Origin of the sequence: Candidatus Brocadia sp., assembly GCA_021646415.1 — a bacterium.
Taxonomy (GTDB): domain Bacteria; phylum Planctomycetota; class Brocadiia; order Brocadiales; family Brocadiaceae; genus Brocadia.
This window is the reverse complement of the sequence record SOEU01000015.1, coordinates 15716-41114: the sequence shown is the minus strand read 5'-3', so window position 1 is coordinate 41114 and position 25399 is coordinate 15716. Positions and strand designations below refer to the sequence as shown.

The following is a 25399-nucleotide window of genomic DNA, read 5'->3' as shown; positions in this document are numbered from 1 at the left end:
ATTCAGGGTATAAGCAGTTATTCATAACGCAACGTCTCCACGGGGTCGAGTCGTGCGGCCCTTAAAGCGGGATAGAGACTAAATATCACGCTACTTGCAATGGCAATGGCAGCTGTACATACGATACTAATCGGATTTACTACCGTTGGGATCTGATTAAAATAATAAACCTCAGGTGGGAATGGTCTCCACCCTGTCATATGGTATAAAGCATTTTCAATCCAATTAATCCTTAAAACAATTGATAACCCTGCAGCAGATCCAATGCTTGCACCAATGCTGCCGATAAGGAATCCATTTAAAAGGAAGATAGACATAATACCGTGAGTGGTTGCACCGAGTGCTTTGAGAATGCCGATATCCTTGGATTTTTCAAGGACAATCATGGTGAGTATGGCCAGGATATTAAATCCTGCTACCACTATGATGAAAAATAGTATAAATGCCATTACGCGTCTTTCCATCATTACGGCTGTCAAAAAAGTTCTTCTTGCATCTTCCCATGTTTGTACATAATATTCAAAGCCCAGTGCAGCCTGTAGTTTGTCTCGTACCTGATTGGCGTAACGGTAATCATCTAATTTTACGCTTATCCCGGTAACGGCATCTTTTTCCTTTGAACCAGTTAACTCCTGTGCCACTGAAAGAGGGATGTATACATAGTTTTTATCAAAATCGTACATTCCCGATTTGAATTTTCCCGTAACAATGAATGCCTTCACACTAATTTTATCCCATTCTTTCAGTGTGACCAGCACGATTTGTTCGCCATTTTGGATGAAACTCCCCGGGTCTTTTTCAGGTTCACCAGGACCGATCCTGAATAATTCTGAACCACCAAATGTGCTGGCGGTATTTTTTTCTCCGTGGGTTTTTAGTAAATCTTCGGGTTGATTTCCGAACGGGCTAATATATGACTTAAAATCACCCACGCTTGCTTCTGCATCAGGATCAATTCCTTTGAAGTAGACGAATTCCTTTCTATTTCTCAATTTGATAAGTGCCGGACCCTCTACATAGGGTGCACAGGCTGCTACATGCTCAAAGGTTTTCACTTTTTCGATGACTTGTTTATAATCTTCGAGTCCGTACATGCCGCCTTTTAAAATAATAATATGCGCCAGTGTACCTCGAATCCTGCTTCGGAGTTCCTGATCAAATCCATTCATTACGGAAAGTACAACGATCAAGGTCATTACTCCAACGGCAACTCCAGCAACTGCAAAAAAAGATATCTTTCTCTTACGCAGATAGCGCAGACTAATGAAAAGATTATACATCGGACAGATTTTGCATTGTTATTTTGAATTGTTAAATATATAATTCCCGAATTCTAGCATATATAAATTTTTAGGCAATGAAATAATAAATTTGCCATTTTTGGAGACATGGAATGTTATATTTTAAAACTGCAGGAGAATCTCACGGGAAATGTCTTGTCGCGATGATTGAAGGGTTTCCGGCGGGGGTGTTTATTGACGAAGCAGTTATCAACAAGGAAATGAAGCGTAGACAAGGTGGATTAGGCAGGGGTGGGAGGATGCAGATTGAGGAAGACCGCGTGGAAATTCTTTCAGGGATTAGGAAAAATATAACCTTAGGTAGTCCCATTTGTTTAATGATCAAAAACAGTGATTATAAAATTGATGAGTTGCCTGCCGTTACTCGTCCCAGGCCAGGCCATGCAGACCTGGCTGGTGTTCTAAAATATAACCAAAAAGATGCGCGGAACATTCTGGAACGGGCAAGTGCAAGAGAGACTGCTGCCAGGGTGGCAGTTGGTGCTGTGGCAAAGATTTTACTCTCTCTTTTTGGAATCGGTGTATTTGGTTACGTAAAAGGGATCGGGGGTATTAATTCAGATAAACTCCTTAAAGACATAGACGTCGCACAAAAAATTCGTGAAAAAAGCCCCATATACTGTATCGATCAGGATATTGAGGAAAGAATTATTGAAAAGATTAAAGAAACGGCAGAAAAAGGGGATTCACTCGGGGGTGTTATTGAAGTTGTTGCGTATGGATTGCCTGTGGGATTGGGAAACCATACGCAATGGGATTTAAGGGTGGACGCAAGGATTGCCTGTGCCTTGATGTCTGTTCAGGCAATCAAGGGTGTCGAATTAGGTTTGGGTTGTACTGCAGCCGACAGATTTGGTTCGGAGGTGCATGACGAGATTTTTTATGAAAAGCCAAAACAGGGTAAGTCGTTAACAGGTGGATTTAAAAGGATGACAAACAATGCCGGAGGAATAGAAGGTGGTCTAAGTAATGGGGAACCGATTATAGCGAGGGCGTATATGAAACCTATTCCGACATTGAAAAAGCCATTAAGATCTGTGGATTTGTTGACAAAGGAGCCAATCACGGCTACCTATGAAAGATCGGACGTTTGTGCGGTTCCAGCTGCTTCTGTTGTTTGTGAATCTATGATCGCCTTTGAAATTGCCAGAGCATTTTTGGAAAAATTTGGAGAGGATAGTATTGACGAGGTGAAACGTAATTTCGAAGGGTATCTTTCGTGTTTTTGAAGGTAGTTGTAAATTTTACTTGAATAATTTGTGTGTTTTGATATCATAATCCTTTTTCTGAGCTAGCGTAGCTCAATGGCGGAGCAGCGGTTTTGTAAACCGCAGGTTGTGGGTTCGAGTCCCACCGCTAGCTCCAGAATGTGTTGCAGGGACAAAGCTTAAGAAACAGAATAATTAGATAGGGTGGATTCCCGAGTGGCCAAAGGGGACAGACTGTAAATCTGTTGGCATAGCCTTCGGAGGTTCGAATCCTCCTCCACCCACCAGTTTTTAGTGGAATTGAAGTTGATTTCTGCGGGCGTAGCTCAATGGTAGAGCCCTAGCCTTCCAAGCTAGTCATGTGGGTTCGATTCCCATCGCCCGCTTGATCTGCTTAAAAATAAAATAAAAATGTACTTTGTGTTTGACATTTATTTTTTTTCATGGTAATATACATGACTTCTGCATTTGTATAGCGAGGGGTGGCAACTGAAGTGCTGAGGTAGGTTGTTAGATTCATATTACCTTGTACTTGCTGCTGTAGCTCAGTGGTGGAGCACGTCCTTGGTAAGGACGAGGCCATGGGTTCAAATCCCATCAGCAGCTCCATATAAAATAAAATATAAAACTAATATATAGGGTATATAGGGCTGGGAATTAATTAGGGAAGGGGAGTCTATGGGTAAAGAAGTATTTAAGCGGACGAAGCCGCATGTGAATGTGGGGACGATAGGGCATGTGGATCACGGGAAGACGACGTTGACGTCAGTGATAACACATGTATTGGCGAAGCAGGGGTTGGCCAAGGAGAGGGCGTATGATTCGATAGACAAGGCGCCGGAGGAGAGGGAGAGGGGTATAACAATAGCGATATCACATGTGGAGTACGAGACGCAAAAGAGGCATTATGCGCATGTTGATTGTCCTGGGCATGCGGATTACGTGAAGAATATGATAACCGGAGCGGCGCAGATGGATGGTGCGATACTGGTGGTGAGTGCGCCGGATGGGCCAATGCCGCAGACGCGGGAGCATATATTGCTGGCGAGGCAGGTTGGGGTGCCGAGGATTGTGGTGTTTATGAACAAGGTGGATATGCTCGAGGATAAGGAGTTGTTGGATTTGGTGGAGATGGAGGTTCGCGAGTTGTTGAGTAAGTACAATTTCCCCGGGGATGAGATACCGGTGATCAGGGGGTCGGCGCTCAAGGCGAATGAGTGCGGGTGTGGGGCGGCGACGTGCGCGAATTGCGGACCTGTGTTGAAGTTGATGGAGGCAGTGGATGCATATATTCCCGACCCAGTAAGAGAGATAGATAAGCCGTTTTTGATGTCGGTGGAAGATGTGTTTAGTATCAAAGGACGGGGTACAGTGGGAACTGGGAGGGTGGAGAGGGGTAAGGTGAAGGTTGGCGATGAGGTGGATATCGTAGGGATAAGGCCGGAGATTAAGAAGTCTGTAGTGACAGGGGTGGAGATGTTTAATAAGACGTTGGATGAGGGGCAGGCGGGAGACAACCTTGGGGTGTTGCTGAGAGGTATAGAGAAGGATGATTTGGAGAGGGGTCAGGTGTTGGCGAAACCGGGGAGTATAACTCCGCATAGGAAGTATGAGGCAGAGGCATATATATTGACGAAGGAAGAGGGTGGCAGGCATACACCATTTTTTAATGGGTATAGGCCGCAGTTCTATTTCAGGACGACGGATGTGACGGGGGTGGTAAGCTTGACGGGTGGTGCAGAGATGGTGATGCCTGGTGATAATGTGAAGGTAAATGTGGAGTTGCTGACACCGATAGCGATGGATGAGGGGTTGAGGTTTGCTATCCGGGAGGGTGGAAAGACTGTCGGCGCCGGCGTCGTTACAAAAATTATTGAATAAAAACTCAGGAATATGCGATGCGTGAATATGTGACTATGGTGTGTAAAATATGTTCTAGTAGGAATTATAGAACGCCTAAAAAGACACAACAAACAGAAAAGTTGGAGCTGAAGAAGTTTTGCAGGTATTGCAGGAAGCACACAGATCACAAAGAATACAAGAAGTAGATTTTTGCTTTATGTTGATTAAATTGTTTTCGCATTAAAATAAAGGTCTGTAGCTCTAATTGGTAGAGCACCGGACTCCAAATCCGGCCGTTGGGGGTTCGAGTCCCTCCAGACCTGCCATATATAAAGAGATTACAAGATGTCGTTTTTTGGGGTTTATAGAAAAGGGTTTGGGGTATATAGCAGAATTGCCGTAGGAATTGCATTAGGCATCCTTGCGTTGTTTGCTTCTGTCTCGCTGTATAATGTTTTGATAGACTTGCCAAATGTTGCCGGAAGTGCGAGGATTCCGTTAATTGACATTAGTTTGTCTTGGGGGCTAGTGTGTGCCTTTTTGCTTTTTGTTTTTTTGGGTTTTTTAATTGGTATTTTTGTCGTAGGTTTTGAGACGGGAATTAGGCCTTTAGATAATAGCGGTAAAAAGACGGTTGAATTTCTCATTGATACTCAGGGTGAACTTCAAAAAGTTTCATGGCCAACAAGATATGAGTTGGTTGGTTCTACGGCGGTTGTTATCGTGTCAGTTATTGTAATAGGAATGTTTATATTGGGTGTTGATTGGTTTGTGTCTGTGGTAATGGAGTACATTGGCGTGCTTTAATGTAATGTATGTCGGTGGCTTGGGTGAAAGGATGGGTATTACGTCCCAGTGTGGCAATGATGATGAGTTTTGGATGCTCCTCAGACTGTCAATTCTTTTGATTCCTTCCTCGTGATTAAATAACGCAGATTAATCTTTGTCTTGCAGTGGTTATAGGGTGCTTTTTGTGGTTTTTTTCTATAGGTTTAAATATTAAAATGTCTAAGCAATGGTTTGTTTTACGCGTTCAGAGCAATAAAGAGGACAAAGTAAGGGATAGTTTGATAGAGCTCATTAAGGCGCGTGGCTTAGAAGGGTTAATCACGAATGTTTTGGTTCCCAGTGAGAAGGTTTCGGAAATTAAGGGTGGTAAGAAAAGGATAACAGAAAGAAAAATATATCCGGGTTATATAATGGCCGAGGTCGAGGTAGATGAGCATGGCCAGATACCGAAGGAAGTTTGGTTTCTGATCCGCGAAACACCTGGTGCCGGCGATTTTATTGGTGGGCAGAACAAGCCGGTGCCTATGGCGAGCTACGAAGTGGAGAAGCTGTTGTCTGACGTTGAGCATAAAGAAGAAAAACCCCGGGCAAAGATTGAATTCAGAGAAGGTGAGAAGGTAAGAGTTAAGGAAGGGCCATTTGAAAATTACGACGGGATTGTTGAAGAAGTGTTACCAGCCAGCGGTCGTGTAAAAATAATGCTTACGGTGTTTGGCAGGGCAACTCCGGTTGAGTTGGAATATTGGCAGGTTGAGGCAATTTGATAGTAGGAGTATAAGATGGCAAAAGAGATCTTGGCAAAGATTAAACTACAATGTCCGGGAGGGCAGGCTACCCCAGCACCACCAGTAGGACCAGCTCTTGGTCAGCATGGAGTAAATATAGGGCAATTCGTAAAGCAATTTAATGACAAGACAAAAGATTTACAAGGTGTTTTGACACCGGTAGAGATTACGGTTTTTAAGGATAAAACATTTACATTTGTTTTAAAATCTCCCCCTGCCTCAGTGTTGTTAAAGCAACTGGCTGGCATTGCGAAAGGCTCTTCTGAGCCAAACAAGCAAAAGGTGGGGCAGGTAACTATGCAACAATTAAAAGAAATTGCAAGTAAAAAACTGGCTGATTTGAATGCTGATAATTTGGATGCTGCTATAAAAGTAGTAGAAGGAACTGCCCGCAATATGGGAATTAAGGTGGTAGACTAATTTCCATAAAAGTGCATGTTTTGGCTGTTTGAAAGGAAAGTATGCAGATGGCAAAAAGAAGCAAGAGATATTTAGAGTCCTGGAATATTGTAGATTCAGGGAAAAAGTACGATTTAAAAGAAGCCGTTAAGTTGCTTAAGTCTTTTAAATCGGCGAAATTTGACGAAAGCGTTGAGGTTGCAATGAAACTGGGTATTGACCCGAAGCAATCGGATCAACTTGTCAGAGGGTCTGTTTCGTTGCCCAATGGTATTGGTAAAAGTCTTAAAGTAATTGTTTTTGCTGCCGGTGAAAAGGCTGCAATAGCAAAAAAAGCAGGTGCGGATGAGGTTGGGGCTGAAGAATTAGTAAAAAAGGTTGAGGGCGGATGGGCTGATTTTGATGTTGCAATTGCAGCTTCTGATATGATGAGGTTGGTAGGTAAACTTGGTAGGGTTCTAGGGCCGCAGGGTAAGATGCCTTCGCCTAAGTCGGGGACGGTGACAGATAACATTGAAACGGCTGTAAAGGAGTTTAAGGCAGGTAAAATTGAGTACAGAACTGATGCGGGAGGAAACGTCCATACCATAGTTGGGAAGGTTTCGTTTTCAGAAAAAGATTTAGAGGATAATATAAATACGTTTATTAAGCATATTATCAACTCACGTCCGGCCTCAGCAAAAGGGGTGTTTTTGGAAAAGGTTTCAGTATCTTCAACAATGAGCCCTGGAATAATGGTACAGATTTAGGGTTAGAAACAAATGCGAAGGGAATGAAATAAAGCAATGGCAAATGAATTAAAAGAACTTGTTGTAAAGGGATTGGTTTCCAACTACCGCAATACAAACAATTATTTGGTAGTGAACTATCAGGGGATAAAAGCATTAGAATTCGATCGGTTGCGAAAAGATTTGCGAAAAAAGAAGATTTGCCTGGAAATAGTTAAAAATTCACTTGCAGCGATTGCATTTAAAGAGCTAAAAGTTACGGAGATTATTGACATGCTCCGTGGTCCTTCAGCGGTAATAACCGGTGGGGAAGATCCGGTAATCATGGCAAAAGAAACCCTGGAGTGGTCGAAAAAAATACCTTTTTTGAGTTTGCGTGGTGGATTTGTTGAAGGGGCGACAGTTTCTGTTGATGATATAAATAATCTGGCAATGCTTCCAAGTATGCCGGTACTTCGCACACAGGTAATAACAGGTATCAATGCACCCATCGTAGGGGTTGCAAGTGCTTTTAATGCTGTTTTGCGTAGCCTGGTAACGGTATTCCAGGCAGTTAAAGATAAAAAAGAAAAAAGTGGTGAATAGTTTTTGCAGGATTCCTGAAAGGTAGGAGGATTAAAATGACTCAGGTAGGTGAAGAAAAGACAGTTGAGCCTTCCGGCAAAATTGCTCAAGTGCTGGATTTGGTGGCGGGAATGACATTGCTGGAAGCCTCACAACTCGTTAAGGCGTTTGAACAGAAATTTGGTGTCTCTGCGGCAGCAGTTGCATCCATGCCGGTTGGGGTAGCAGCCGTTGCAGCAGAAGGTAAAGCGGCAGTTGCAGAGGAAAAGACCGCATTTGATGTTATTCTGAAGGATGGGGGTGCAAACAAAATCCAGGTGATTAAGGCTGTTCGCGCTGAAACGAATCTGGGTTTAAAGGAGGCCAAGGACCTTGTTGAAGGTGCTCCTAAGACGGTTAAAGAGGGGGTTTCGAAAGAGGAAGCAGAGAAGATTAGGAAATCGCTTGAGGATGCAGGCGCTAAGGTAGAAATTAAATAATAATTTGTATTTTCTAACTTAAAAACACGGGGATATTATGGAAATCCGTAATTATGGCAAAATTGAAGAGGTGATAGAGATCCAAAATCTTGTTCAGATTCAGACAAAGGCGTATGGTGATTTTTTGCAAGCGGATGTGCCTGCCTCTAAAAGAAAGAATCATGGAATCGAAGCGATATTGAGAGAGATATTCCCAATAAGTAACTATGATGGAACGATGTCTTTGGACTATATCAAATACGATCTTGGGAAACCACGATATACGCAAGATGAGTGCAGACAATTACGGTTAACATATGGTTGCCCGTTTCGGATTTGGCTGAGATTGAATAGAGCCGAACCCATTGAGGAAGAAGTATACTTGGGCGAGATACCGGTTATGATAGGTGGCGGCGAATTCATTATTAATGGGACTGAGAGGGTGATTGTCACTCAGTTGCACCGCTCGCCGGGGATAGACTTTATCGAGGAATTTCATGCTGAAAAAAGGTTGCATTCGTGCAGAATTATCCCAGAGAGAGGGAGTTGGATCGAATTGGAAGTAGGAAAAAAGGATAGTCTTACGGTAAAAATCGATCAGAGCGGAAAGTTGCCGGCTACCTGTTTCCTGAGGGCTTTGTCAGAGGAATATACGAATGATGAAGATATTATCAGGCTCTTCTATGAAACGGAAGTAGTAAAAATAACAGATTTTGCCTCGGCTACAAAATTAAGAGGCAGGTATACTGTTGACAAGATCGTGAATCCTCAAACGGGAGAAATTGTTCTTGAGGCGGGTCGCCAGATTTCCGATACACTGATAAAGACAATTACGGATTTGGAAATCAAGAAGATTGAAGTAATTAAGAAGATGGAAGATCCATTGATATTGAATTCGTTGGAATCTGATTTTACGAAATCCCATGAAGATGCCCTGTTAAAAATTTATGCACGGTTTCGTCCAGGAAATCCGCAGCAGGTAGAAAAAGCGAGGCAGCTATTTTATGATAAGTTCTTCGATATAAAGCGATATAGATTGGGGTTGGTGGGAAGATTTAGGCTGAACAGGAAGCTGGGGCACAATATTAATGAAACCGAGATGACGCTGCAAAAGGAAGACTATGTAGAGGCCATACGGTATATAATGAAATTACGCAAAGGTGAGGCTGGGGCATCTGTAGACGATATTGATAATTTGGGGAATCGAAGGCTTCGAACCATTGATGAGCTGGCAGGGGAAGAGTTACGAAAGGGTTTTTTAAAACTAAGGCGAACTGTGCAGGAAAGACTAAGTGTAAAAGATTCCGAACAATTAACACCACGTTCCCTTGTGAATTCTAAAGCTATCTTTTCAGCGATAGACTATTTCTTTAGCCGGAGTGAACTGTCCCAAGTATTGGATCAGACAAATCCTCTGGCGCAGTTAACCCACGAAAGAAGGTTAAGTGCATTAGGGCCTGGCGGATTAAACAGAAAGAGAGCAGGTTTCGAAGTGAGAGATGTTCATGTATCTCACTACGGTAGGGTTTGTCCAATCGAGACGCCTGAAGGTACTAATATAGGTTTAATTGCATCCCTGAGCATTTATGCAACAACGGATGAATATGGTTTTTTGATTACCCCGTATCGTATAATTGATAAAGGAAAGATTGCTGATAAAATAACGTATCTTCGTGCAGACGAAGAAGAAAATAAATTAATAGCTCCAGCGGATGTGTTAATGAGTGGTAAGGAGAAAGTAGAAAAGGAGAGTGTATTATGCAGATATAATGGTGATTTTCATCAGGCGAATTTTAAAGATGTAAATTACATGGATGTTTCTCCTAAACAATTGGTAGGAGTATCAGCCAGCCTGATACCTTTCCTTGAGCATAGCGATGCGAATAGGGCACTGATGGGTTCTAATATGCAAAGGCAGGCAGTTCCACTATTAAAAACAGAGCCACCAATAATAGCTACTGGTATGGAACGATTTGTTGCACAAAATTCAAGTATGACGATCCAGGCGATGAATGCTGGGATTGTAACAAAAGTAACAGCCGATGAAATTGTCATCGATGATAGGGATATCTATAACCTGAGAAAATTTGTGGGATTAAATGAAGGTACATGTTTGAATCAAAAACCCATTGTTGCAGAAGGCCAAAAGGTAAAAAGGGGAGAGGTGATTGCTGATGGAGCCGCCACTTGCAGGGGCGAGTTAAGTTTAGGCAAAAATGTATTGGTGGCCTTTATGACCTGGGATGGATACAATTTTGAAGATGCTATAGTGATTAGCGAGGCGTTACTTAAGGATGACAGATTTACTTCCATACATAGAGATGAGTTTGAGGTGGAAATTCGTGAGACAAAATTGGGAAGGGAGGAATTTACTCGTGACATTCCCAATGTTTCTGAAAAAGCGTTAAGTAATCTTGATGAAAATGGTGTAATACGAATTGGAACAAAGGTAAAGCCTGGAGACATATTGGTTGGCAAGATTGCTCCAAAGAGCAGGAGTGAATTGTCTCCCGAAGAAAAGTTATTGCATGCTATCTTTGGACGTGCAGGTGAAGATGTTAAAAATGAATCGCTTGAAGTTCCTTCTGGCATGGAAGGAATTGTAATTAATACGCAGGTGTTTTCTAGAAAGTCCTATCTGTCTGATGACAAAAGGCAAAAAATTTTACAGGAAATAAGCGAAATAGAAGCAAAATATGATGAGAGTATTTCAAAAGAATTTGTGAAAATGTTGAAGGCAATAGATGGAGAAATCAAAGAACCTTTGGTGGATATACAAACGAGACAGACATATGCGCTTGAACGTGGTATGCCAGTGAAGTCAATCCTTACGCTCGAAGAGCGTTTTGATATTGAGAACATAGAGTTTAGCAATAAAAAGAAAAAGGATAAGGTTGTTGAAATTAGTCATGAATATCGTGAAAAAATTGAATTTTTAAAGGACGAAAGAGACAGAAAGATTAACCATTTGAAACGGGGTGATGAATTACCAACGGGGGTTTTGGAGCTCGCAAAGATATCTATTGCGACGAAGAGGAAGCTATCTGTTGGGGATAAAATGGCTGGAAGGCACGGGAATAAAGGTGTTATTTCCAAGATTCTTCCGGAAGAGGATATGCCTTTCTTGGCTGATGGGACACGTGTGGAAATGTTATTGAATCCATTAGGTGTGCCTTCGAGAATGAATGTTGGCCAGATTCTTGAGACCCATTTAGGATGGGCAGCAAAAAAACTGGGGTTCCGGGCAGTCACTCCAATTTTTGAGGGTGCGAGCGAAGATGAAATTCGGACCACTCTTAAGGATGCTGGCTTGCCTGAGGACGGAAAAGCTGTTTTATATGATGGGCGCACTGGTGAACCTTTTGAACAAAAGGTTACTGTTGGTTATATGTATATGTTAAAACTTCATCATTTAGTAGATGAAAAGGTGCATGCAAGGGCAACAGGTCCTTACTCGTTGATTACACAGCAACCATTAGGTGGAAAGGCACGGTTTGGTGGGCAGAGATTCGGTGAAATGGAAGTTTGGGCGCTCGAGGCGTATGGTGCAGCCCACAATTTGCAGGAATTGTTGACTGTGAAAAGTGACGATGTCGAGGGAAGGACAAAGATTTACGAATCGATGGTAAAAGGTGAAAATACGCTTGAAGCAGGTACGCCTGCGTCTTTTGAAGTGCTTGCGAATGAAATTGCCGGGCTAGGGTTAAGTTTAAAATTAGAAAAGAAAAAAATGGAAGTGTTAAAAGAGGGCTAAAGATAATTTAATTTTTACTGCATCAAGTAGTAATTAAATAAGTTCTATAAGAAGGTTCTATTAAGAGGTTTTTAAAATGGCAGATATAGTGTACGATAAAATTAATGAGTATAGTTCGGTGAAAATATCTCTTGCATCGCCTGAGGATATTAGAAGTTGGTCTTATGGGGAGGTAAAAAAGCCAGAAACGATTAATTATCGTACGTACAGAGCGGAGAAAGACGGTTTATTTTGCGAGCGTATTTTTGGTCCCGAGCGTAATTGGGAGTGTTTTTGCGGGAAATATAAAGGGATAAAACATAAGGGAATCATATGCGACCGTTGTGGTGTAAAGATTACACACTCCCGTGTTAGAAGAAAACGTATGGGGCATATTAATTTGGCCGCACCCATTGTTCATATTTGGTTCTTTAAGGCTATGCCATCCCGTTTAGGGACACTCCTGGGGATGAAGACCACTTCGTTGGAACGAATTATCTACTTCCAGGATTACGTTGTAATAGAGACCGGAAGTACTCAGTTAAAAGAATATCAAATACTTAGTGAAGATGAATATAAAGCGAATAAAGAAAAATATGGGGAACAATCTTTCAAGGCTGGAATGGGGGCTGAGGCAATACGGACACTGTTACAAAATCTTGATTTAGTATCACTATCAAAAGAATTGCGTGAAGAACTCAATCAAACGAAGTCGAAACAACGTGCCAAAGAAATAATTAAACGATTGGAAATTGTAGAGGCATTTAGAGATTCTGGAAATAAACCTGATTGGATGGTGCTTAGCGTTATTCCGGTTATTCCTCCTGATCTAAGGCCGCTGGTTTTGCTGGAAAGTGGGAACTTCGCCACATCTGATCTCAATGACCTATACAGGAGAATAATTAATCGGAATAATCGCTTAAAGAAGTTGATCGATTTAAACGCCCCGGAAGTAATTATAAGAAATGAAAAAAGAATGTTGCAGCAGGCGGTTGATGCCCTGTTTGATAATACGAGGGGAAAGCGTCCTGTATTGGGTAGCAATAATAGGCCCCTAAAATCATTAACCGATATGATAAAAGGCAAGCAAGGGCGTTTCAGAGAAAACTTGCTCGGGAAAAGAGTCGATTATTCTGCACGTTCAGTGATAGTTGTGGGGCCTGAGTTGAAATTGCACCAATGTGGTTTGCCGAAGAAAATAGCGCTTGAATTGTTTCAACCATTTATAATTCGAAGATTAAAAGAGATGGGACTTGCAGATACGATTAAGAGTGCTAAAAAAATGCTGGGTCGTAAAGATAAGGAAGTTTGGGATATTCTTGAAGAGGTGGTCAAGAGACATCCTGTGTTGCTCAATAGGGCACCCACATTGCATAGGATGGGAATTCAGGCTTTTGAACCCATTCTTGTGGAGGGGAATGCTATCAAATTGCATCCGTTAGTATGCCGAGGCTTCAATGCAGATTTTGATGGCGATCAGATGGCTGTACATCTTCCCCTTTCTATAGAAGCCCAGGTTGAGGCAATTACCTTAATGCTGTCTACGAATAATATCTTTTCACCGGCTTCGGGTGAACCAATTATTACTCCCACGCAGGATATCGTTTTGGGCTGTTCCTTTCTTACAACAAGTTTGCCGGATAGCCAGGAAGAAAAGTACAAAAAATTTAGTTGCCCTGATGAAGTTGTTTATGCATTGTCACAGAAAAAGGTACATTTGCACACAAAGATTGAGGTAAGAATAAAACAAACGAAAATTATAAAAGACAGGTTTGGTGCTGAAGAATCCAAAAATGGTTTATGTAAAACAACTGTAGGCCGTGTTGTTTTTAATAATATATTGCCCGATGGGATGCCTTTTTATAATTATACATTGGATTTAAAAGGTATCAGTAGAATAATTCAAGATTGTTATAAGCTTCTTGGCAGAGCAAAAACAATCGATTTGTTGGACAACATTAAAGAAATAGGTTTCAAGGAATGTACAAAAGCCGGCCTTTCATTTGCTGTTACGGACGTAAAAATGCCGACGAAGAAACAGGAGATTATTGATAAGACCCAGGAGGAGATCGAAAAAATACAGAAATTATATCGAAAAGGTATAATAACGGAGGGTGAAAGATATAATCAGATCATAGATACTTGGACCTATGCCGGTGAAAGAGTAGCAGAGGAGATGTTGAATGAGCTTAAAAACGATGTGAGGGAAGGAAAGCGGTATTTGAATCCTGTATATTTAATGTCATCATCAGGCGCAAGGGGCAGTTCTCAGCAGTTAAGACAGCTTGCCGGTATGCGTGGTTTGATGGCGAAACCTTCTGGTAAGATCATCGAGGCCCCAATAAAAGCGAATTTCAGGGAAGGGTTAGGGGTACTGGAGTATTTCAGTTCCACTCATGGTGCGAGAAAAGGATTGGCTGATACTGCTTTAAAAACAGCAGATTCTGGGTATTTGACGAGGAAATTGGCAGATGTTGCCCAGAACGTGGTTATAACAGCGCAAGATTGTGGTACTACAAACGGTATTACCAAGAGTGTTGTTTACCGCGGGGAAAAAGTCGAGGTACCATTAAGTAAGGTAATTACAGGGCGGGTTGCGAGGAATAATATCGTAGATTTGGTAAAAGACGAAGTAATTGTAAGAGAAAATGAATTAATCACGGAAGAAAAAGCAAAGAGGATAGAAGCTTTAGGATATGAAAAGATCAAAGTACGTTCACCGCTGACTTGTGAATTGCCTTTGGGGCTTTGTAAAAAATGCTACGGAATGGATTTATCACGGGGGCAATTTGTGGAGGAAGGTATGGCGGTAGGGATTATTGCGGCGCAATCGATTGGTGAACCTGGTACGCAGCTTACCATGAAAACGTTTCATATCGGTGGTACTGCAACTCGTTCGGTGGAAGAGTCTGAGATAAAAGCAAAGCGGGCCGGAACTGTAAAATATAACAATTTAAATGTAGTAAAAAATCCTCAGGAGAAAAATGTCGCCATTAACGCAAATGGTGAGATCTTACTTATAGATTCTAAGGGAAGACAAATTGATAAACATACTGTAGTGCTTGGTGCAGAGGTATTGGTCAAAGAGAATGATAACGTCGTTGCTCACCAAGTGCTATCGAGATGGGACCCCCATATGATCCCCATATTAACAGAAATGTCCGGCAAAATCCGTTTTGAGGATATTGTGATTGGCAAGACTATGAGGCAGGAGTCTGATGTTTCAACCGGTGTAAAACGGAAGGTGATTATGGAACATAAGGGAGATTTACATCCTCAAATCATTATTGAGGATGAAACAGGTAAGATCCTTGGTCTCTATCCGATCCCGGAGAAGGCGCATCTCGAAGTGGAAGAAGGTGAATTTGTTACTGCTGGGACTTTGCTTGCCAAAACTCCGAGGGAAATTTCAAGGACTGAGGATATCACAGGTGGTTTGCCGAGGGTAGCGGAGATTTTTGAGGCAAGAAAACCGAAAGATCCTGCGGTTATGAGTGAAATTGATGGTGTTGTGGAAGTTGGCGAAAAGCGCCGTGGGAAACGCACGATATTAGTTAAGAGTGAGACGGGGATGGAAATTGAACATCTTGTTCCTCGGGGTAAGCATTTAAAAGTACACAGAGGTGATCATATTAAAGCGGGTAATCCGCTGGTGGAAGGGCCTCTCATACTACAAGACATTTTAAGGATAAGTGGTGAGGAAGAGTTGCAGACATACATGCAGAAAGAAGTTCAAAATGTTTATCGGTCTCAAAATGTACCAATTGATGATAAACATATTGAGATTATTATTGCTCAAATGCTCAGAAAGGTAAAAGTGGATGATGTCGGTGACACAAGTTTTCTGCCGGGTCAAGTTGTTGACAAGTTTAGATTTAAAGAAGAAAATAAGAAAATAATAGGGAAGGGTGGAAAACCTGCAACAGCAAAACCACTATTAATGGGCATAACGAAAGCATCTTTGCAATCTGACAGTTTTATATCTGCAGCATCGTTTCAGGAAACAACCAAAGTTCTAACCAGAGCAGCGCTTGAAGGTAAAGTTGATGAGCTGGTTGGATTGAAGGAAAATGTCATTCTCGGACATCTGGTGCCAGCCGGAACAGGTTATAAGTCTTATTGTTCACTTTCTGTGGTACCAAGTGAAGTAGCCACTTCAAGAGAGTTAGAAAAACATGAGGAAAAAGAACTCGTTACGTCAACCTAACAATATAGGGATGAGAAAAATATGCCAACGATAAATCAATTAATCAGGAAAGGCAGAAAGGGCGCTAAAAACAAAAGTAAAAGCCCGGACTTAGAAAAATGCTCACATAAGAAGGGGGTTTGTCTTCAAGTTATGACTAGAACACCAAAAAAACCTAATTCTGCATTAAGAAAAGTGGCCAGGGTTCGGTTGTCGAATGGTAGGGAAATAACTGCTTATATCCCAGGTGAGGGTCATAATTTGCAAGAACACTCTATTGTTTTAATAAGAGGAGGTCGTGTAAGGGACCTTCCTGGTATTAAATATCATATCATTCGAGGAACGTTGGATTGTGCCGGTGTTGATGGCAGAAGGCGTTCGCGTTCCAAATACGGGACAAAAACACCAAAATAGATTTTCATGAAGGAGAATGTAGTTTATGGCGCTTGCATACAGGAGCACAGGGGTATATTTGCAGCCGGATATAAAATATAAGAGTAAACTGGTATCAAAGTTTATTAATTGCCTTATGCGAAAGGGCAAAAAAAGTGTTGCAGAGAAAGTATTTTACGATGCAATGGGAATTATAGAAAAAAAGATAGCAGATGTTGAACCTTTGGAAATATTCGAAACTGCTGTAAATAACGTTAAACCATTGGTGGAGGTTCGGTCAAAACGTGTAGGTGGAGCAACATATCAGGTGCCTGTAGAGGTTCCAAAGCAAAGGCAAATTTCGTTGGCATTTCGGTGGATAATAGGCGCGGCGAAAGGAAAAAAAGGACGTCCTATGTTCCAGCGATTGGCCGATGAACTAGCGGATGCATATAAAAAGCAGGGAGTAGCCATAACCCAGCGGGAAAATACTCATAAGATGGCTGAGGCTAATAAGGCATTTGCACATTTTGCATGGTCAAAATTTTAGTACAGGAAGTTTAATAATTATGAATATTGAAAAAATGAGAAATTTTGGTATTGCAGCTCACATCGATGCCGGTAAGACGACTACTTCAGAGCGTATTCTTTATTACACCGGAAAATCATATAAAATGGGTGAAGTACACGATGGAACTGCGATAATGGATTGGATGGAAGAGGAACAAAAACGTGGGATTACTATTACTGCGGCTGCTACAACATGTACCTGGAATGACTACCAAATTAATCTGATTGATACACCAGGCCATGTGGATTTTACAATAGAGGTAGAACGTTCGCTCCGCGTACTTGACGGGGCCATTTGCGTATTCTGCGGTGTGGGTGGTGTTGAGGCGCAGTCTGAGACGGTATGGCGTCAGGCGGATAGATATAATGTGCCTAGAATATGCTTTGTGAATAAGATGGACCGCATTGGTGCAGATTTCATGAAAGTAGTGGGAGAGATTAATGAACGATTAGGGATAAAGGCGATTCCTATTCAGCTCCCCGTGGGTAAAGAACAAGGATTTAAAGGTGTAATTGACCTTGTAGCTATGAAGGCCTTGATCTACTCGGATGATGTTGATAAATTGGGGATCAATTTTTCCGTAGAAGAGATCCCGCCGGAATATAAAAAAGATGCTGAAGTTCAGCGTGAAAAGATGATTGAGTGGCTAGCAGAACAAGTAGATTGGCTAACGGAAAAATTTTTAAGTGGTGAGAGCATAACAAACGAAGAAATAAAAAAGGCGATCAGAGAAGGGACGATTAATTTAAAACTTGTACCTGTGATGTGCGGTTCTGCATTTAAAAGAAAAGGGGTCCAGCCACTCCTTGATGCCGTATGCGATTACCTGCCTTCACCAGCCGACAGAAAATCAATTGTCGGTACAAATCCCTATACAGATGAGGACGTATCAAGAAAACCGCTTCCCACAGAACCTTTTAGCGCCTTGGCTTTTAAAATTGCATCGGATAAGCACGGTGATTTGACATTTATAAGGGTTTACTCTGGCAAGATAAGTTCGGGTACCAGGGTAATAAATTCTGGGAAAGATAAAAAAGAATTAATTAGTCGTATTTATAAAATGCACGCAAACACCCGTGAACAGGTGAATGAGCTTACTGCTGGAGATATAGGTGCTGTAATTGGTTTGAAGTATACAGTCACAGGAGACACCTTGTGTGATTCTGATAATCCCATAGTTCTAGAGAAGATGGAATTCCCTGATACAGTGATATCTATGGCGATAGAACCCAAGACGGACGCTGAAAAGGAAAAACTTGGCGTTGTACTGTCGAAATTGGCAAAAGAAGACCCAACGTTTAAAGTTCGTATGGACCAGGAGACTGGGCAAATGATTATTTCGGGTATGGGTGAGTTGCATTTGGAAGTAATTAAAAATAGAATGCTGAGCGAATATAAAGTTGATGCCAATGTGGGGGCTCCAAAGGTTTCTTACAGAGAAACAATAGCCAAAAAGGTTGAGGTTGAAGGTAAATTTATTCAGCAGACAGGTGGCCACGGTCAATATGGACATGTGTGGATTACATTAGAACCTTTTAAAGGTGAGGAGTCGGTAACTTTTGAGGATGCCATTGTTGGTGGAAAGATTCCTAAGCAATACATAAGATCAGTAGAAAAAGGAATCAGGGAAACTGCTACGACTGGTGTTGCCGGGGGATACCCGCTCATCGATATAAAAGTTACGCTAACCGATGGTTCAACTCATCCTGTGGATTCATCTGATTTGGCATTTTATACTGCCGCAAGTATTGCGCTGAGAAAAGGTGTGGAAATGGCAAAGTCAATATTACTGGAGCCAATAATGACTTTGGAAATTGTAGTTCCTGAGCAATATATGGGGGATGTAATAAGCGAAATCCATAGTCGAAGGGCAAATATTCTCGAAATGGGTACAAGAGGTGGACTCAGGATTATTAAGGGTGATGTGCCACTTGCAGAGATGTTTGGGTACTCAACGGTATTACGGTCAATTACACAGGGTAGGGGAACATTTACTATGGAACCGTTAGAATACAGACCTGCGCCTGCAAAGGCATTCAGCAGTGTTGCATAATGTTACTTAAAATAATCGGAGGTTTGAGCGATGGGTAAAGAAGTATTTAAGCGGACGAAGCCGCATGTGAATGTGGGGACGATAGGGCATGTGGATCACGGGAAGACGACGTTGACGTCAGTGATAACACATGTATTGGCGAAGCAGGGGTTGGCCAAGGAGAGGGCGTATGATTCGATAGACAAGGCGCCGGAGGAGAGGGAGAGGGGTATAACAATAGCGATATCACATGTGGAGTACGAGACGCAAAAGAGGCATTATGCGCATGTTGATTGTCCTGGGCATGCGGATTACGTGAAGAATATGATAACCGGAGCGGCGCAGATGGATGGTGCGATACTGGTGGTGAGTGCGCCGGATGGGCCAATGCCGCAGACGCGGGAGCATATATTGCTGGCGAGGCAGGTTGGGGTGCCGAGGATTGTGGTGTTTATGAACAAGGTGGATATGCTCGAGGATAAGGAGTTGTTGGATTTGGTGGAGATGGAGGTTCGCGAGTTGTTGAGTAAGTACAATTTCCCCGGGGATGAGATACCGGTGATCAGGGGGTCGGCGCTCAAGGCGAATGAGTGCGGGTGTGGGGCGGCGACGTGCGCGAATTGCGGACCTGTGTTGAAGTTGATGGAGGCAGTGGATGCATATATTCCCGACCCAGTAAGAGAGATAGATAAGCCGTTTTTGATGTCGGTGGAAGATGTGTTTAGTATCAAAGGACGGGGTACAGTGGGAACTGGGAGGGTGGAGAGGGGTAAGGTGAAGGTTGGCGATGAGGTGGATATCGTAGGGATAAGGCCGGAGATTAAGAAGTCTGTAGTGACAGGGGTGGAGATGTTTAATAAGACGTTGGATGAGGGGCAGGCGGGAGACAACCTTGGGGTGTTGCTGAGAGGTATAGAGAAGGATGATTTGGAGAGGGGTCAGGTGTTGGCGAAACCGGGGAGTATAACTCCGCATAGGAAGTATGAGGCAGAGGCATATATATTGACGAAGGAAGAGGGTGGCAGGCATACACCATTTTTTAATGGGTATAGGCCGCAGTTCTATTTCAGGACGACGGATGTGACGGGGGTGGTAAGCTTGACGGGTGGTGCAGAGATGGTGATGCCTGGTGATAATGTGAAGGTAAATGTGGAGTTGCTGACACCGATAGCGATGGATGAGGGGTTGAGGTTTGCTATCCGGGAGGGTGGAAAGACTGTCGGCGCCGGCGTCGTTACAAAAATTATTGAATAAAACGGCAATTTAATATTGACTTTTGTTGAATATATGTTAATATCATTCCCTTTTGCAAAGAAAGTTTCACTATTTCATTAATTGGAGCGTTAGAGTGCTGGATCAGAAAATAAGAATACGAATGGAAGCTTACGATCATAGAATACTGGATCAATCGGCTTTAGAGGTTGTAGAGACGGCGAAGCGCACCGGAGCAAAGGTGTTTGGCCCTGTTCCCTTGCCAACACGGATCGAGAGGTATACTGTTTTAAGATCACCGCATGTTGACAAAAAATCCAGGGAACAATTTGAGATAAGAACGCATAAGAGGCTAATAGATATTGTCGAGCCTACGGCGAAGACTATGGATGCTTTGAACAAAATAAATATGCCTGCCGGTATAGAGATTAAAATAAAAGCATAAATTCGAGATTGCAAATTTCATAGGATTGAGGTGGAAGAAGGATGTTAAATGGTTTTCTTGGTAAAAAAATAGGGATGACGCAGATATATTCTGAGGATGGTAGGTTGTTGCCGGTAACTCTGATACAGGCTGGGCCATGCAGTGTGATGCAGGTAAAAACTATCGAAAATGATGGGTACGCTGCGGTTCAGCTCGGATTTGATGATAAAAAAAAGAAGAGAGCAAATAAGCCGGAGATTGGGCATGCGACAAAGTCTTCTTTAGGACCAAAAAGATTTGTGCGTGAAGTAAAGCCCGATGAGGGCGCAGACATCAAAATAGGTCAAAGCATAACCGTGGATATATTTAATGATATAAAAAAGGTGGATGTAGTTGGTGTGACTAAGGGAAAGGGGTATGCTGGTGTAATGAAGAGGTGGAATTTTAAAGGTGGTCTCAATACTCATGGATCCACCAGGCATAGACCGCCGGGTTCTATTAGTTCAAACACCGACCCGGCAAGGGTGATTCGCGGAAAGAAGATGGCAGGAAGGCTTGGAGGGGAGCGTGTGACGATAAAGAATATTGATGTGGTTGGAATAGATAAAGACAGGAATCTTTTGTTTGTCAGGGGTGCCGTTCCTGGACATAAGGGAGGGTATCTCGTATTGAATAAGGCAAGGGCAAAAAGATAGGTAGGTAAGCTATGGATATATCTGTATTTAATAAAGAAGGTGAAAAAATAGACAGCGTGCAGCTTGATAAAGAGAAGTTTGGTGGTCCGGTACGCAATACACTGCTCAGGGATGTTGTGTTAATGTATGAGGCAAATAAAAGACAGGGCAACGCTTCTACAAAAACAAGGGGAGAGGTTGCCGGGGGTGGAAAAAAACCGTGGGTTCAAAAACACACAGGCAGGGCTAGGGCTGGTAGTATTCGTTCGCCTCTCTGGAAAGGTGGAGGAGTGACGTTTGGTCCAAAACCAAGAGATTATTCCTACGCTATTCCAAAGAAGGCAAAGAAACTGGCGCTTTTTTCGGCGTTGGCTGCCAGGGCTAGGGATAATGAGTTGGTAGTGGTTGAAGATTTAAATTTTAATGCCCCTAAGACCAAGCAGATGGCTGGGATATTAAAGGCCCTCGGAATAAGTGGTTTGAGATGTTTGATCGTTATATCAAAGGCAGATGAGATGGTTTGGAAATCTGCCAGAAATATTCCTTCTGTAAAAGTCATGAGCAGCGCGGAACTGAATGCGTATGAAGTGCTTAAGCCTGAAAAAATACTGCTGACAAAGGAAGCTTTGGGCAAAATAAAATAGGGGGTTCTCATTTAATGAATAATTATCAGATAATAAAGAAACCTTTGAGAACTGAAAAGAGTGTTGCTGATGGAGAAGCGACAAACTCGTATCATTTTGAGGTCGATTTACGTGCAAATAAGATTCAGATAAAAGAAGCGATAGAGAAATTCTTTAATGTAAAGGTTGAAGACGTGCGGACATTAGTCAGGAAGGGAAAGACGAGAAGGGTTAGATTCAAGTTGGGCAGAACGAAAGATTGGAAGAAAGCCATCGTTACACTGAAAGAAGGAAATACTATAGATCTTGGCTATTAATAGCAGGGCCTAACTAACAGGAAGAGGATTGGTGTTTATGGGTATTATATATTATAAACCAGTGACAGCAGGAAGAAGATTCGCGAGCGTTTCCGATTTTTCAGAGGTTACGAGGAGTAAACCTGAAAAAAAGTTATTGGAACCCTTGAGAAAAACTGGTGGTAGGAATTCATCAGGAAAAATAACTGCAGAACATATAGGTGGAGGCAGCAGACGTCATTATAGGCTTATTGATTTTAAGCGTAAGAAGGATAATGTGCCGGCTAAGGTTGCGAGTATAGAATATGATCCCAATCGGTCTGCCCGAATTGCACTGTTGCATTATGCAGATGGTGAGAAAAGATATATTCTTGCTCCAGAAAATTTAAGGGTTGGCCGGACGGTAATGTCGGGAGATAAAATAGAGCCTGAAATAGGTAATTGTATGCCGCTCAAAAATATTCCGTTGGGTTTGGAAGTGCATAATATTGAATTGCGTGCAGGTCAAGGTGGTCGGTTTGTTCGTTCTGCCGGTGGGGCGGCAAAACTGATGGCTAAGGAGGGGAGTTATGCACATATTGTTCTTCCGTCGGGTGAGGTAAGAAAAGTATTTTGCGGATGCAGAGCTACAATAGGGAAGCTCGGAAACGCAGATCATGTGAATATTAGAATTGGAAAAGCTGGTAGGAATCGGTGGAAGGGGAGAAGACCTCATGTAAGGGGGGTTGCGCAAAATCCTGTATCTCATCCCTTGGGTGGTGGTGAAGGTAGAAGTGGGGGTGGTAGACATCCATGTTCCAGGACCGGGTTATTGGCAAAGGGTGGAAAAACGAGAAAAAAGAAGTCGTTAAGTAATAAATTTATCATACGAGGAAGAAGGATTGGCGCCAGGGGTAATCGATAGGATGGAAAATTAGTACTCAGGAGACAATATGAGTCGTTCAGTTAAAAAGGGACCATATATTGACAGTAAGTTGATGAAGAAAGTATTGAAGCAAAAAGATTCTGGGGGTAGTGAGCCTATCCGGACTTGGTCAAGAAGTTGTACGATTGTGCCTGAATTTGTATCGCATACTTTTATGATCCATAATGGCAAAACATTTCAAAAACTTTTTGTTACGGATGATATGGTTGGTCACAAGCTTGGTGAATTTGCCCAAACAAGAATTTTTAGAGCTCATGGGGGTGTGAAAAAGAAAGAAGCCCCGCATGGATAGTGAGTTGTAAGGGTTTATTTTTAGAGTGGCACACTGAAAGGTCGGGTAGCGATGGAATTCAGATCCTGTTATAAATACGCAAGGATATCTCCGCGAAAGGCAAGATATGTAATAGATCTTGTCCGTGGGAAATCAGTTAATGATGCATTAAGAATATTGAGGGTAACTCATAAACGGTCATCCTCCATGATCGATAAGACAATAAGGGCGGCGATAGCAGCGGCAAGCGAAAATCTAGATGTGGATATTGATTCGTTATACGTGACACAGGCCCTTGTGGATGCAGGACCAAGCCGAAAATGGCAACGTCCAAGACCGCGCGGAATGTCAGCGCGCATATTAAAACGTACAAGTCATATTACCGTGGTGTTGTCTGAAAAGGCTAAGAGTCAAATATTTAAAAATAAATGAGGAGAAGAAATGGGTCAAAAGGTTTGCCCAATAGGTTTCAGGATAGGAATTACGGAAGGTTGGAAGTCCCTTTGGTATGCCGATAAAAAGGATTTTGGTTCTTTACTGGTGGAAGATCAGAAGATACGTAAGATAATAAAGAAAAGTTATGGTTTTGCTGGAATACCTTTTATTGAGATAGAAAGAACTCGGCAAGATGCGAAAGTAACATTACACACTGCACGCCCAGGTTTGATTATAGGCAGAAAAGGAGCTGAGGTTGACAAACTCAGAGACGAGCTGCAGAAATTTATAGGTCGTGAAGTCGTTATAAAAATAAAAGAAATTAGCAGGCCAGAGTTGTATGCGCAACTAGTCGCAGAAAACATAGCAGAGCAATTGGAGAAAAGAGCTGCCTTCAGAAGGGCGATGAAGAAGGCTATGGATGCATCCGTAGATGCCGGTGCGAAGGGAGTGAGGATGCAGGTGGCAGGCAGACTAGGGGGGGCAGAAATTGCTCGGACAGAAAAGATGTCATTTGGAAGTATTCCTTTACATACTTTAAGGGCTGATGTCGATTATGGTTTTGCAGAAGCTAAGACCACATATGGTGTGATTGGAGTAAAGGTGTGGATATATAAAGGTTTAATTGGTTCAGTGAAGGAGAAGAAACATGCGCCTGATGCCAAAGAGGGTGAAGTTCAGGAAGTCGCAAAGGCAGAAAATTAAAGGAAATGCTACACGGGGTAATACAGTAGCCTTTGGTGAGTTTGGTTTGCAATCTTTGGAACCAGGCTGGATAACAGCCCAACAACTGGAAGCAGGGAGGGTCTCAGCTTCACAATACCTTCCAAGGGAAGGAAAGTTAACTATACGGGTTTTCCCTCATAAATCTGTTTCATCAAAGCCTATAGAAACTCGAATGGGTAAAGGTAAGGGTGAGCCTGAATTTTGGGTTGCCGTAGTAAAACCTGGGACTATGCTCTATGAGTTGAGTGGGATTAATGAGGAAATTGCCAAACTGACTTTTAACAGAATCGCTCATAAAATGCCAGTGAAAGTACGCCTTGTTCAAAGGAGAAAGACGATTTGAAGGCCAGTGAAATTAGAACTAAATCTAAGCAGGAAATTATAGATGAAATTGAAGCTAGCAGGCGGGAATTACTAAATATTTGTTTCCAGTGGCAGGCAGGAGAAACCAGAAATCCTGCGCAGAGGAAAAGTATTAAAAAAAATATAGCAAGATTAGAAACTATCCTACGGGAGATTGATTTAGGTATTAATAAATATTCTCAAAATGAAGGAGTGGAAAGCAAATGAGTCTTGGATATCCGCGCGGTAGAAAGAGGAAAGTTGTTGGAATGGTGGTAGGCAATAGGATGCACAAGACGATAGTGGTAGAGGTAGTGCGCCTTATTAAACATCCGAGATATGAAAAGTACATAAAACGGTCTACCGTATATAAGGCACACGACGAAAACAATCAGGCGGGGCTGGGTGATAGGGTAGAAATTATAGAAACGAGGCCGCTGAGCAAAACGAAAACTACAAAATTGGTGAAGATCATAGAGAAAGCGAAGCATTAAATAGTAATT

At 42.3% G+C, this 25399-nt stretch carries 27 protein-coding genes and 5 tRNA genes; 31 read left to right on the top strand and 1 reads right to left on the bottom strand.

Annotation, left to right across the window (positions count from 1 at the left end):
- Positions 1-17: 17 nt before the first annotated feature.
- Positions 18-1280: an ABC transporter permease gene (locus E3K36_12375; protein ID MCF6156015.1), complete on the bottom strand. Its 1263-nt coding sequence runs from the start codon at positions 1278-1280 to the stop codon at positions 18-20.
- Positions 1281-1393: 113 nt separating this feature from the next.
- Here E3K36_12375 and aroC point away from each other — a divergent pair, with 113 nt between their 5' ends.
- From aroC to rpsQ, 31 genes are all read left to right on the top strand, one after another.
- The gene (aroC, locus tag E3K36_12370; protein ID MCF6156014.1) at positions 1394-2530 is read left to right on the top strand and encodes a chorismate synthase; all 1137 of its coding nucleotides are present in this window, start codon (positions 1394-1396) and stop codon (positions 2528-2530) included.
- Between the two features lie 61 nt (positions 2531-2591).
- A tRNA-Thr gene (locus E3K36_12365) sits at positions 2592-2666 on the top strand.
- 45 nt (positions 2667-2711) lie between these two features.
- A tRNA-Tyr gene (locus tag E3K36_12360) sits at positions 2712-2796 on the top strand.
- 28 nt (positions 2797-2824) lie between these two features.
- A tRNA-Gly gene (locus E3K36_12355) sits at positions 2825-2895 on the top strand.
- 148 nt (positions 2896-3043) lie between these two features.
- Positions 3044-3118 (top strand) — tRNA-Thr (locus tag E3K36_12350).
- Between the two features lie 69 nt (positions 3119-3187).
- A complete protein-coding gene (gene tuf, locus E3K36_12345) occupies positions 3188-4390 on the top strand; it encodes an elongation factor Tu (protein MCF6156013.1) in 1203 nt (400 codons plus the stop codon).
- A gap of 17 nt (positions 4391-4407) precedes the next feature.
- Positions 4408-4557: a 50S ribosomal protein L33 gene (gene rpmG, locus E3K36_12340; GenBank protein MCF6156012.1), complete on the top strand. Its 150-nt coding sequence runs from the start codon at positions 4408-4410 to the stop codon at positions 4555-4557.
- Between the two features lie 43 nt (positions 4558-4600).
- A tRNA-Trp gene (locus tag E3K36_12335) sits at positions 4601-4677 on the top strand.
- A gap of 19 nt (positions 4678-4696) precedes the next feature.
- A complete protein-coding gene (secE, locus tag E3K36_12330) occupies positions 4697-5158 on the top strand; it encodes a preprotein translocase subunit SecE (protein ID MCF6156011.1) in 462 nt (153 codons plus the stop codon).
- A 197-nt stretch (positions 5159-5355) separates the two neighbouring features.
- A complete protein-coding gene (gene nusG / locus E3K36_12325) occupies positions 5356-5904 on the top strand; it encodes a transcription termination/antitermination factor NusG (protein ID MCF6156010.1) in 549 nt (182 codons plus the stop codon).
- A 15-nt stretch (positions 5905-5919) separates the two neighbouring features.
- Complete coding sequence (gene rplK / locus E3K36_12320) at positions 5920-6345, top strand: 50S ribosomal protein L11 (GenBank protein MCF6156009.1); 426 nt, start codon at positions 5920-5922, stop codon at positions 6343-6345.
- 47 nt (positions 6346-6392) lie between these two features.
- On the top strand, positions 6393-7073 hold the full coding sequence (locus tag E3K36_12315) for a 50S ribosomal protein L1 (protein ID MCF6156008.1): 681 nt from the start codon (positions 6393-6395) through the stop codon (positions 7071-7073).
- Between the two features lie 36 nt (positions 7074-7109).
- The gene (locus E3K36_12310; protein ID MCF6156007.1) at positions 7110-7637 is read left to right on the top strand and encodes a 50S ribosomal protein L10; all 528 of its coding nucleotides are present in this window, start codon (positions 7110-7112) and stop codon (positions 7635-7637) included.
- Positions 7638-7672: 35 nt separating this feature from the next.
- The gene (locus tag E3K36_12305; protein MCF6156006.1) at positions 7673-8095 is read left to right on the top strand and encodes a 50S ribosomal protein L7/L12; all 423 of its coding nucleotides are present in this window, start codon (positions 7673-7675) and stop codon (positions 8093-8095) included.
- Between the two features lie 37 nt (positions 8096-8132).
- The gene (rpoB, locus tag E3K36_12300) at positions 8133-11828 is read left to right on the top strand and encodes a DNA-directed RNA polymerase subunit beta (GenBank protein ID MCF6156005.1); all 3696 of its coding nucleotides are present in this window, start codon (positions 8133-8135) and stop codon (positions 11826-11828) included.
- 76 nt (positions 11829-11904) lie between these two features.
- Positions 11905-16014 carry a DNA-directed RNA polymerase subunit beta' gene (gene rpoC / locus E3K36_12295; GenBank protein ID MCF6156004.1) on the top strand — a complete coding sequence of 1370 codons (4110 nt, stop codon included), beginning with the start codon at positions 11905-11907 and terminating at the stop codon, positions 16012-16014.
- A 21-nt stretch (positions 16015-16035) separates the two neighbouring features.
- Positions 16036-16407 carry a 30S ribosomal protein S12 gene (locus E3K36_12290; GenBank protein MCF6156003.1) on the top strand — a complete coding sequence of 124 codons (372 nt, stop codon included), beginning with the start codon at positions 16036-16038 and terminating at the stop codon, positions 16405-16407.
- Between the two features lie 25 nt (positions 16408-16432).
- A complete protein-coding gene (rpsG, locus tag E3K36_12285) occupies positions 16433-16915 on the top strand; it encodes a 30S ribosomal protein S7 (GenBank protein ID MCF6156002.1) in 483 nt (160 codons plus the stop codon).
- Positions 16916-16934: 19 nt separating this feature from the next.
- Entirely contained in the window at positions 16935-18989 is a 2055-nt protein-coding gene (gene fusA, locus E3K36_12280) for an elongation factor G (GenBank protein MCF6156001.1), read from the top strand.
- 30 nt (positions 18990-19019) lie between these two features.
- Complete coding sequence (gene tuf / locus E3K36_12275; GenBank protein MCF6156000.1) at positions 19020-20222, top strand: elongation factor Tu; 1203 nt, start codon at positions 19020-19022, stop codon at positions 20220-20222.
- A 94-nt stretch (positions 20223-20316) separates the two neighbouring features.
- Complete coding sequence (rpsJ, locus tag E3K36_12270; GenBank protein ID MCF6155999.1) at positions 20317-20625, top strand: 30S ribosomal protein S10; 309 nt, start codon at positions 20317-20319, stop codon at positions 20623-20625.
- A 41-nt stretch (positions 20626-20666) separates the two neighbouring features.
- Positions 20667-21299, top strand: a complete 633-nt coding sequence (locus E3K36_12265) for a 50S ribosomal protein L3 (protein MCF6155998.1) — start codon at positions 20667-20669, stop codon at positions 21297-21299.
- An 11-nt stretch (positions 21300-21310) separates the two neighbouring features.
- On the top strand, positions 21311-21922 hold the full coding sequence (gene rplD, locus E3K36_12260) for a 50S ribosomal protein L4 (GenBank protein MCF6155997.1): 612 nt from the start codon (positions 21311-21313) through the stop codon (positions 21920-21922).
- Between the two features lie 14 nt (positions 21923-21936).
- On the top strand, positions 21937-22218 hold the full coding sequence (locus E3K36_12255; protein ID MCF6155996.1) for a 50S ribosomal protein L23: 282 nt from the start codon (positions 21937-21939) through the stop codon (positions 22216-22218).
- Positions 22219-22255: 37 nt separating this feature from the next.
- Entirely contained in the window at positions 22256-23101 is an 846-nt protein-coding gene (gene rplB / locus E3K36_12250; protein ID MCF6155995.1) for a 50S ribosomal protein L2, read from the top strand.
- Positions 23102-23129: 28 nt separating this feature from the next.
- Positions 23130-23414, top strand: a complete 285-nt coding sequence (gene rpsS, locus E3K36_12245; GenBank protein MCF6155994.1) for a 30S ribosomal protein S19 — start codon at positions 23130-23132, stop codon at positions 23412-23414.
- A 51-nt stretch (positions 23415-23465) separates the two neighbouring features.
- Positions 23466-23825: a 50S ribosomal protein L22 gene (locus E3K36_12240; protein ID MCF6155993.1), complete on the top strand. Its 360-nt coding sequence runs from the start codon at positions 23466-23468 to the stop codon at positions 23823-23825.
- A 9-nt stretch (positions 23826-23834) separates the two neighbouring features.
- Positions 23835-24533, top strand: a complete 699-nt coding sequence (gene rpsC, locus E3K36_12235) for a 30S ribosomal protein S3 (protein ID MCF6155992.1) — start codon at positions 23835-23837, stop codon at positions 24531-24533.
- Positions 24478-24897: a 50S ribosomal protein L16 gene (rplP, locus tag E3K36_12230; protein MCF6155991.1), complete on the top strand. Its 420-nt coding sequence runs from the start codon at positions 24478-24480 to the stop codon at positions 24895-24897. The genes rpsC and rplP overlap by 56 nt, the downstream gene beginning before the upstream one ends.
- Positions 24894-25124 carry a 50S ribosomal protein L29 gene (locus E3K36_12225; protein MCF6155990.1) on the top strand — a complete coding sequence of 77 codons (231 nt, stop codon included), beginning with the start codon at positions 24894-24896 and terminating at the stop codon, positions 25122-25124. The genes rplP and E3K36_12225 overlap by 4 nt, the downstream gene beginning before the upstream one ends.
- On the top strand, positions 25121-25390 hold the full coding sequence (gene rpsQ, locus E3K36_12220) for a 30S ribosomal protein S17 (GenBank protein MCF6155989.1): 270 nt from the start codon (positions 25121-25123) through the stop codon (positions 25388-25390). Before E3K36_12225 ends, rpsQ begins: the two co-directional genes overlap by 4 nt.
- Positions 25391-25399: the final 9 nt, after the last annotated feature.

Excerpts from the sequence above, each read along its gene's own strand:
- E3K36_12375 (MCF6156015.1), bottom strand. The coding sequence starts at position 1,280 with ATGTATAATCTTTTCATTAGTCTGCGCTATCTGCGTAAGAGAAAGATA.
- aroC (MCF6156014.1), top strand. The coding sequence starts at position 1,394 with ATGTTATATTTTAAAACTGCAGGAGAATCTCACGGGAAATGTCTTGTC.
- tuf (MCF6156013.1), top strand. The coding sequence starts at position 3,188 with ATGGGTAAAGAAGTATTTAAGCGGACGAAGCCGCATGTGAATGTGGGG.
- rpmG (MCF6156012.1), top strand. The coding sequence starts at position 4,408 with ATGCGTGAATATGTGACTATGGTGTGTAAAATATGTTCTAGTAGGAAT.
- secE (MCF6156011.1), top strand. The coding sequence starts at position 4,697 with ATGTCGTTTTTTGGGGTTTATAGAAAAGGGTTTGGGGTATATAGCAGA.
- nusG (MCF6156010.1), top strand. The coding sequence starts at position 5,356 with ATGTCTAAGCAATGGTTTGTTTTACGCGTTCAGAGCAATAAAGAGGAC.
- rplK (MCF6156009.1), top strand. The coding sequence starts at position 5,920 with ATGGCAAAAGAGATCTTGGCAAAGATTAAACTACAATGTCCGGGAGGG.
- E3K36_12315 (MCF6156008.1), top strand. The coding sequence starts at position 6,393 with ATGGCAAAAAGAAGCAAGAGATATTTAGAGTCCTGGAATATTGTAGAT.
- E3K36_12310 (MCF6156007.1), top strand. The coding sequence starts at position 7,110 with ATGGCAAATGAATTAAAAGAACTTGTTGTAAAGGGATTGGTTTCCAAC.
- E3K36_12305 (MCF6156006.1), top strand. The coding sequence starts at position 7,673 with ATGACTCAGGTAGGTGAAGAAAAGACAGTTGAGCCTTCCGGCAAAATT.
- rpoB (MCF6156005.1), top strand. The coding sequence starts at position 8,133 with ATGGAAATCCGTAATTATGGCAAAATTGAAGAGGTGATAGAGATCCAA.
- rpoC (MCF6156004.1), top strand. The coding sequence starts at position 11,905 with ATGGCAGATATAGTGTACGATAAAATTAATGAGTATAGTTCGGTGAAA.
- E3K36_12290 (MCF6156003.1), top strand. The coding sequence starts at position 16,036 with ATGCCAACGATAAATCAATTAATCAGGAAAGGCAGAAAGGGCGCTAAA.
- rpsG (MCF6156002.1), top strand. The coding sequence starts at position 16,433 with ATGGCGCTTGCATACAGGAGCACAGGGGTATATTTGCAGCCGGATATA.
- fusA (MCF6156001.1), top strand. The coding sequence starts at position 16,935 with ATGAATATTGAAAAAATGAGAAATTTTGGTATTGCAGCTCACATCGAT.
- tuf (MCF6156000.1), top strand. The coding sequence starts at position 19,020 with ATGGGTAAAGAAGTATTTAAGCGGACGAAGCCGCATGTGAATGTGGGG.
- E3K36_12265 (MCF6155998.1), top strand. The coding sequence starts at position 20,667 with ATGTTAAATGGTTTTCTTGGTAAAAAAATAGGGATGACGCAGATATAT.
- rplD (MCF6155997.1), top strand. The coding sequence starts at position 21,311 with ATGGATATATCTGTATTTAATAAAGAAGGTGAAAAAATAGACAGCGTG.
- E3K36_12255 (MCF6155996.1), top strand. The coding sequence starts at position 21,937 with ATGAATAATTATCAGATAATAAAGAAACCTTTGAGAACTGAAAAGAGT.
- rplB (MCF6155995.1), top strand. The coding sequence starts at position 22,256 with ATGGGTATTATATATTATAAACCAGTGACAGCAGGAAGAAGATTCGCG.
- rpsS (MCF6155994.1), top strand. The coding sequence starts at position 23,130 with ATGAGTCGTTCAGTTAAAAAGGGACCATATATTGACAGTAAGTTGATG.
- E3K36_12240 (MCF6155993.1), top strand. The coding sequence starts at position 23,466 with ATGGAATTCAGATCCTGTTATAAATACGCAAGGATATCTCCGCGAAAG.
- rpsC (MCF6155992.1), top strand. The coding sequence starts at position 23,835 with ATGGGTCAAAAGGTTTGCCCAATAGGTTTCAGGATAGGAATTACGGAA.
- rplP (MCF6155991.1), top strand. The coding sequence starts at position 24,478 with ATGCGCCTGATGCCAAAGAGGGTGAAGTTCAGGAAGTCGCAAAGGCAG.
- rpsQ (MCF6155989.1), top strand. The coding sequence starts at position 25,121 with ATGAGTCTTGGATATCCGCGCGGTAGAAAGAGGAAAGTTGTTGGAATG.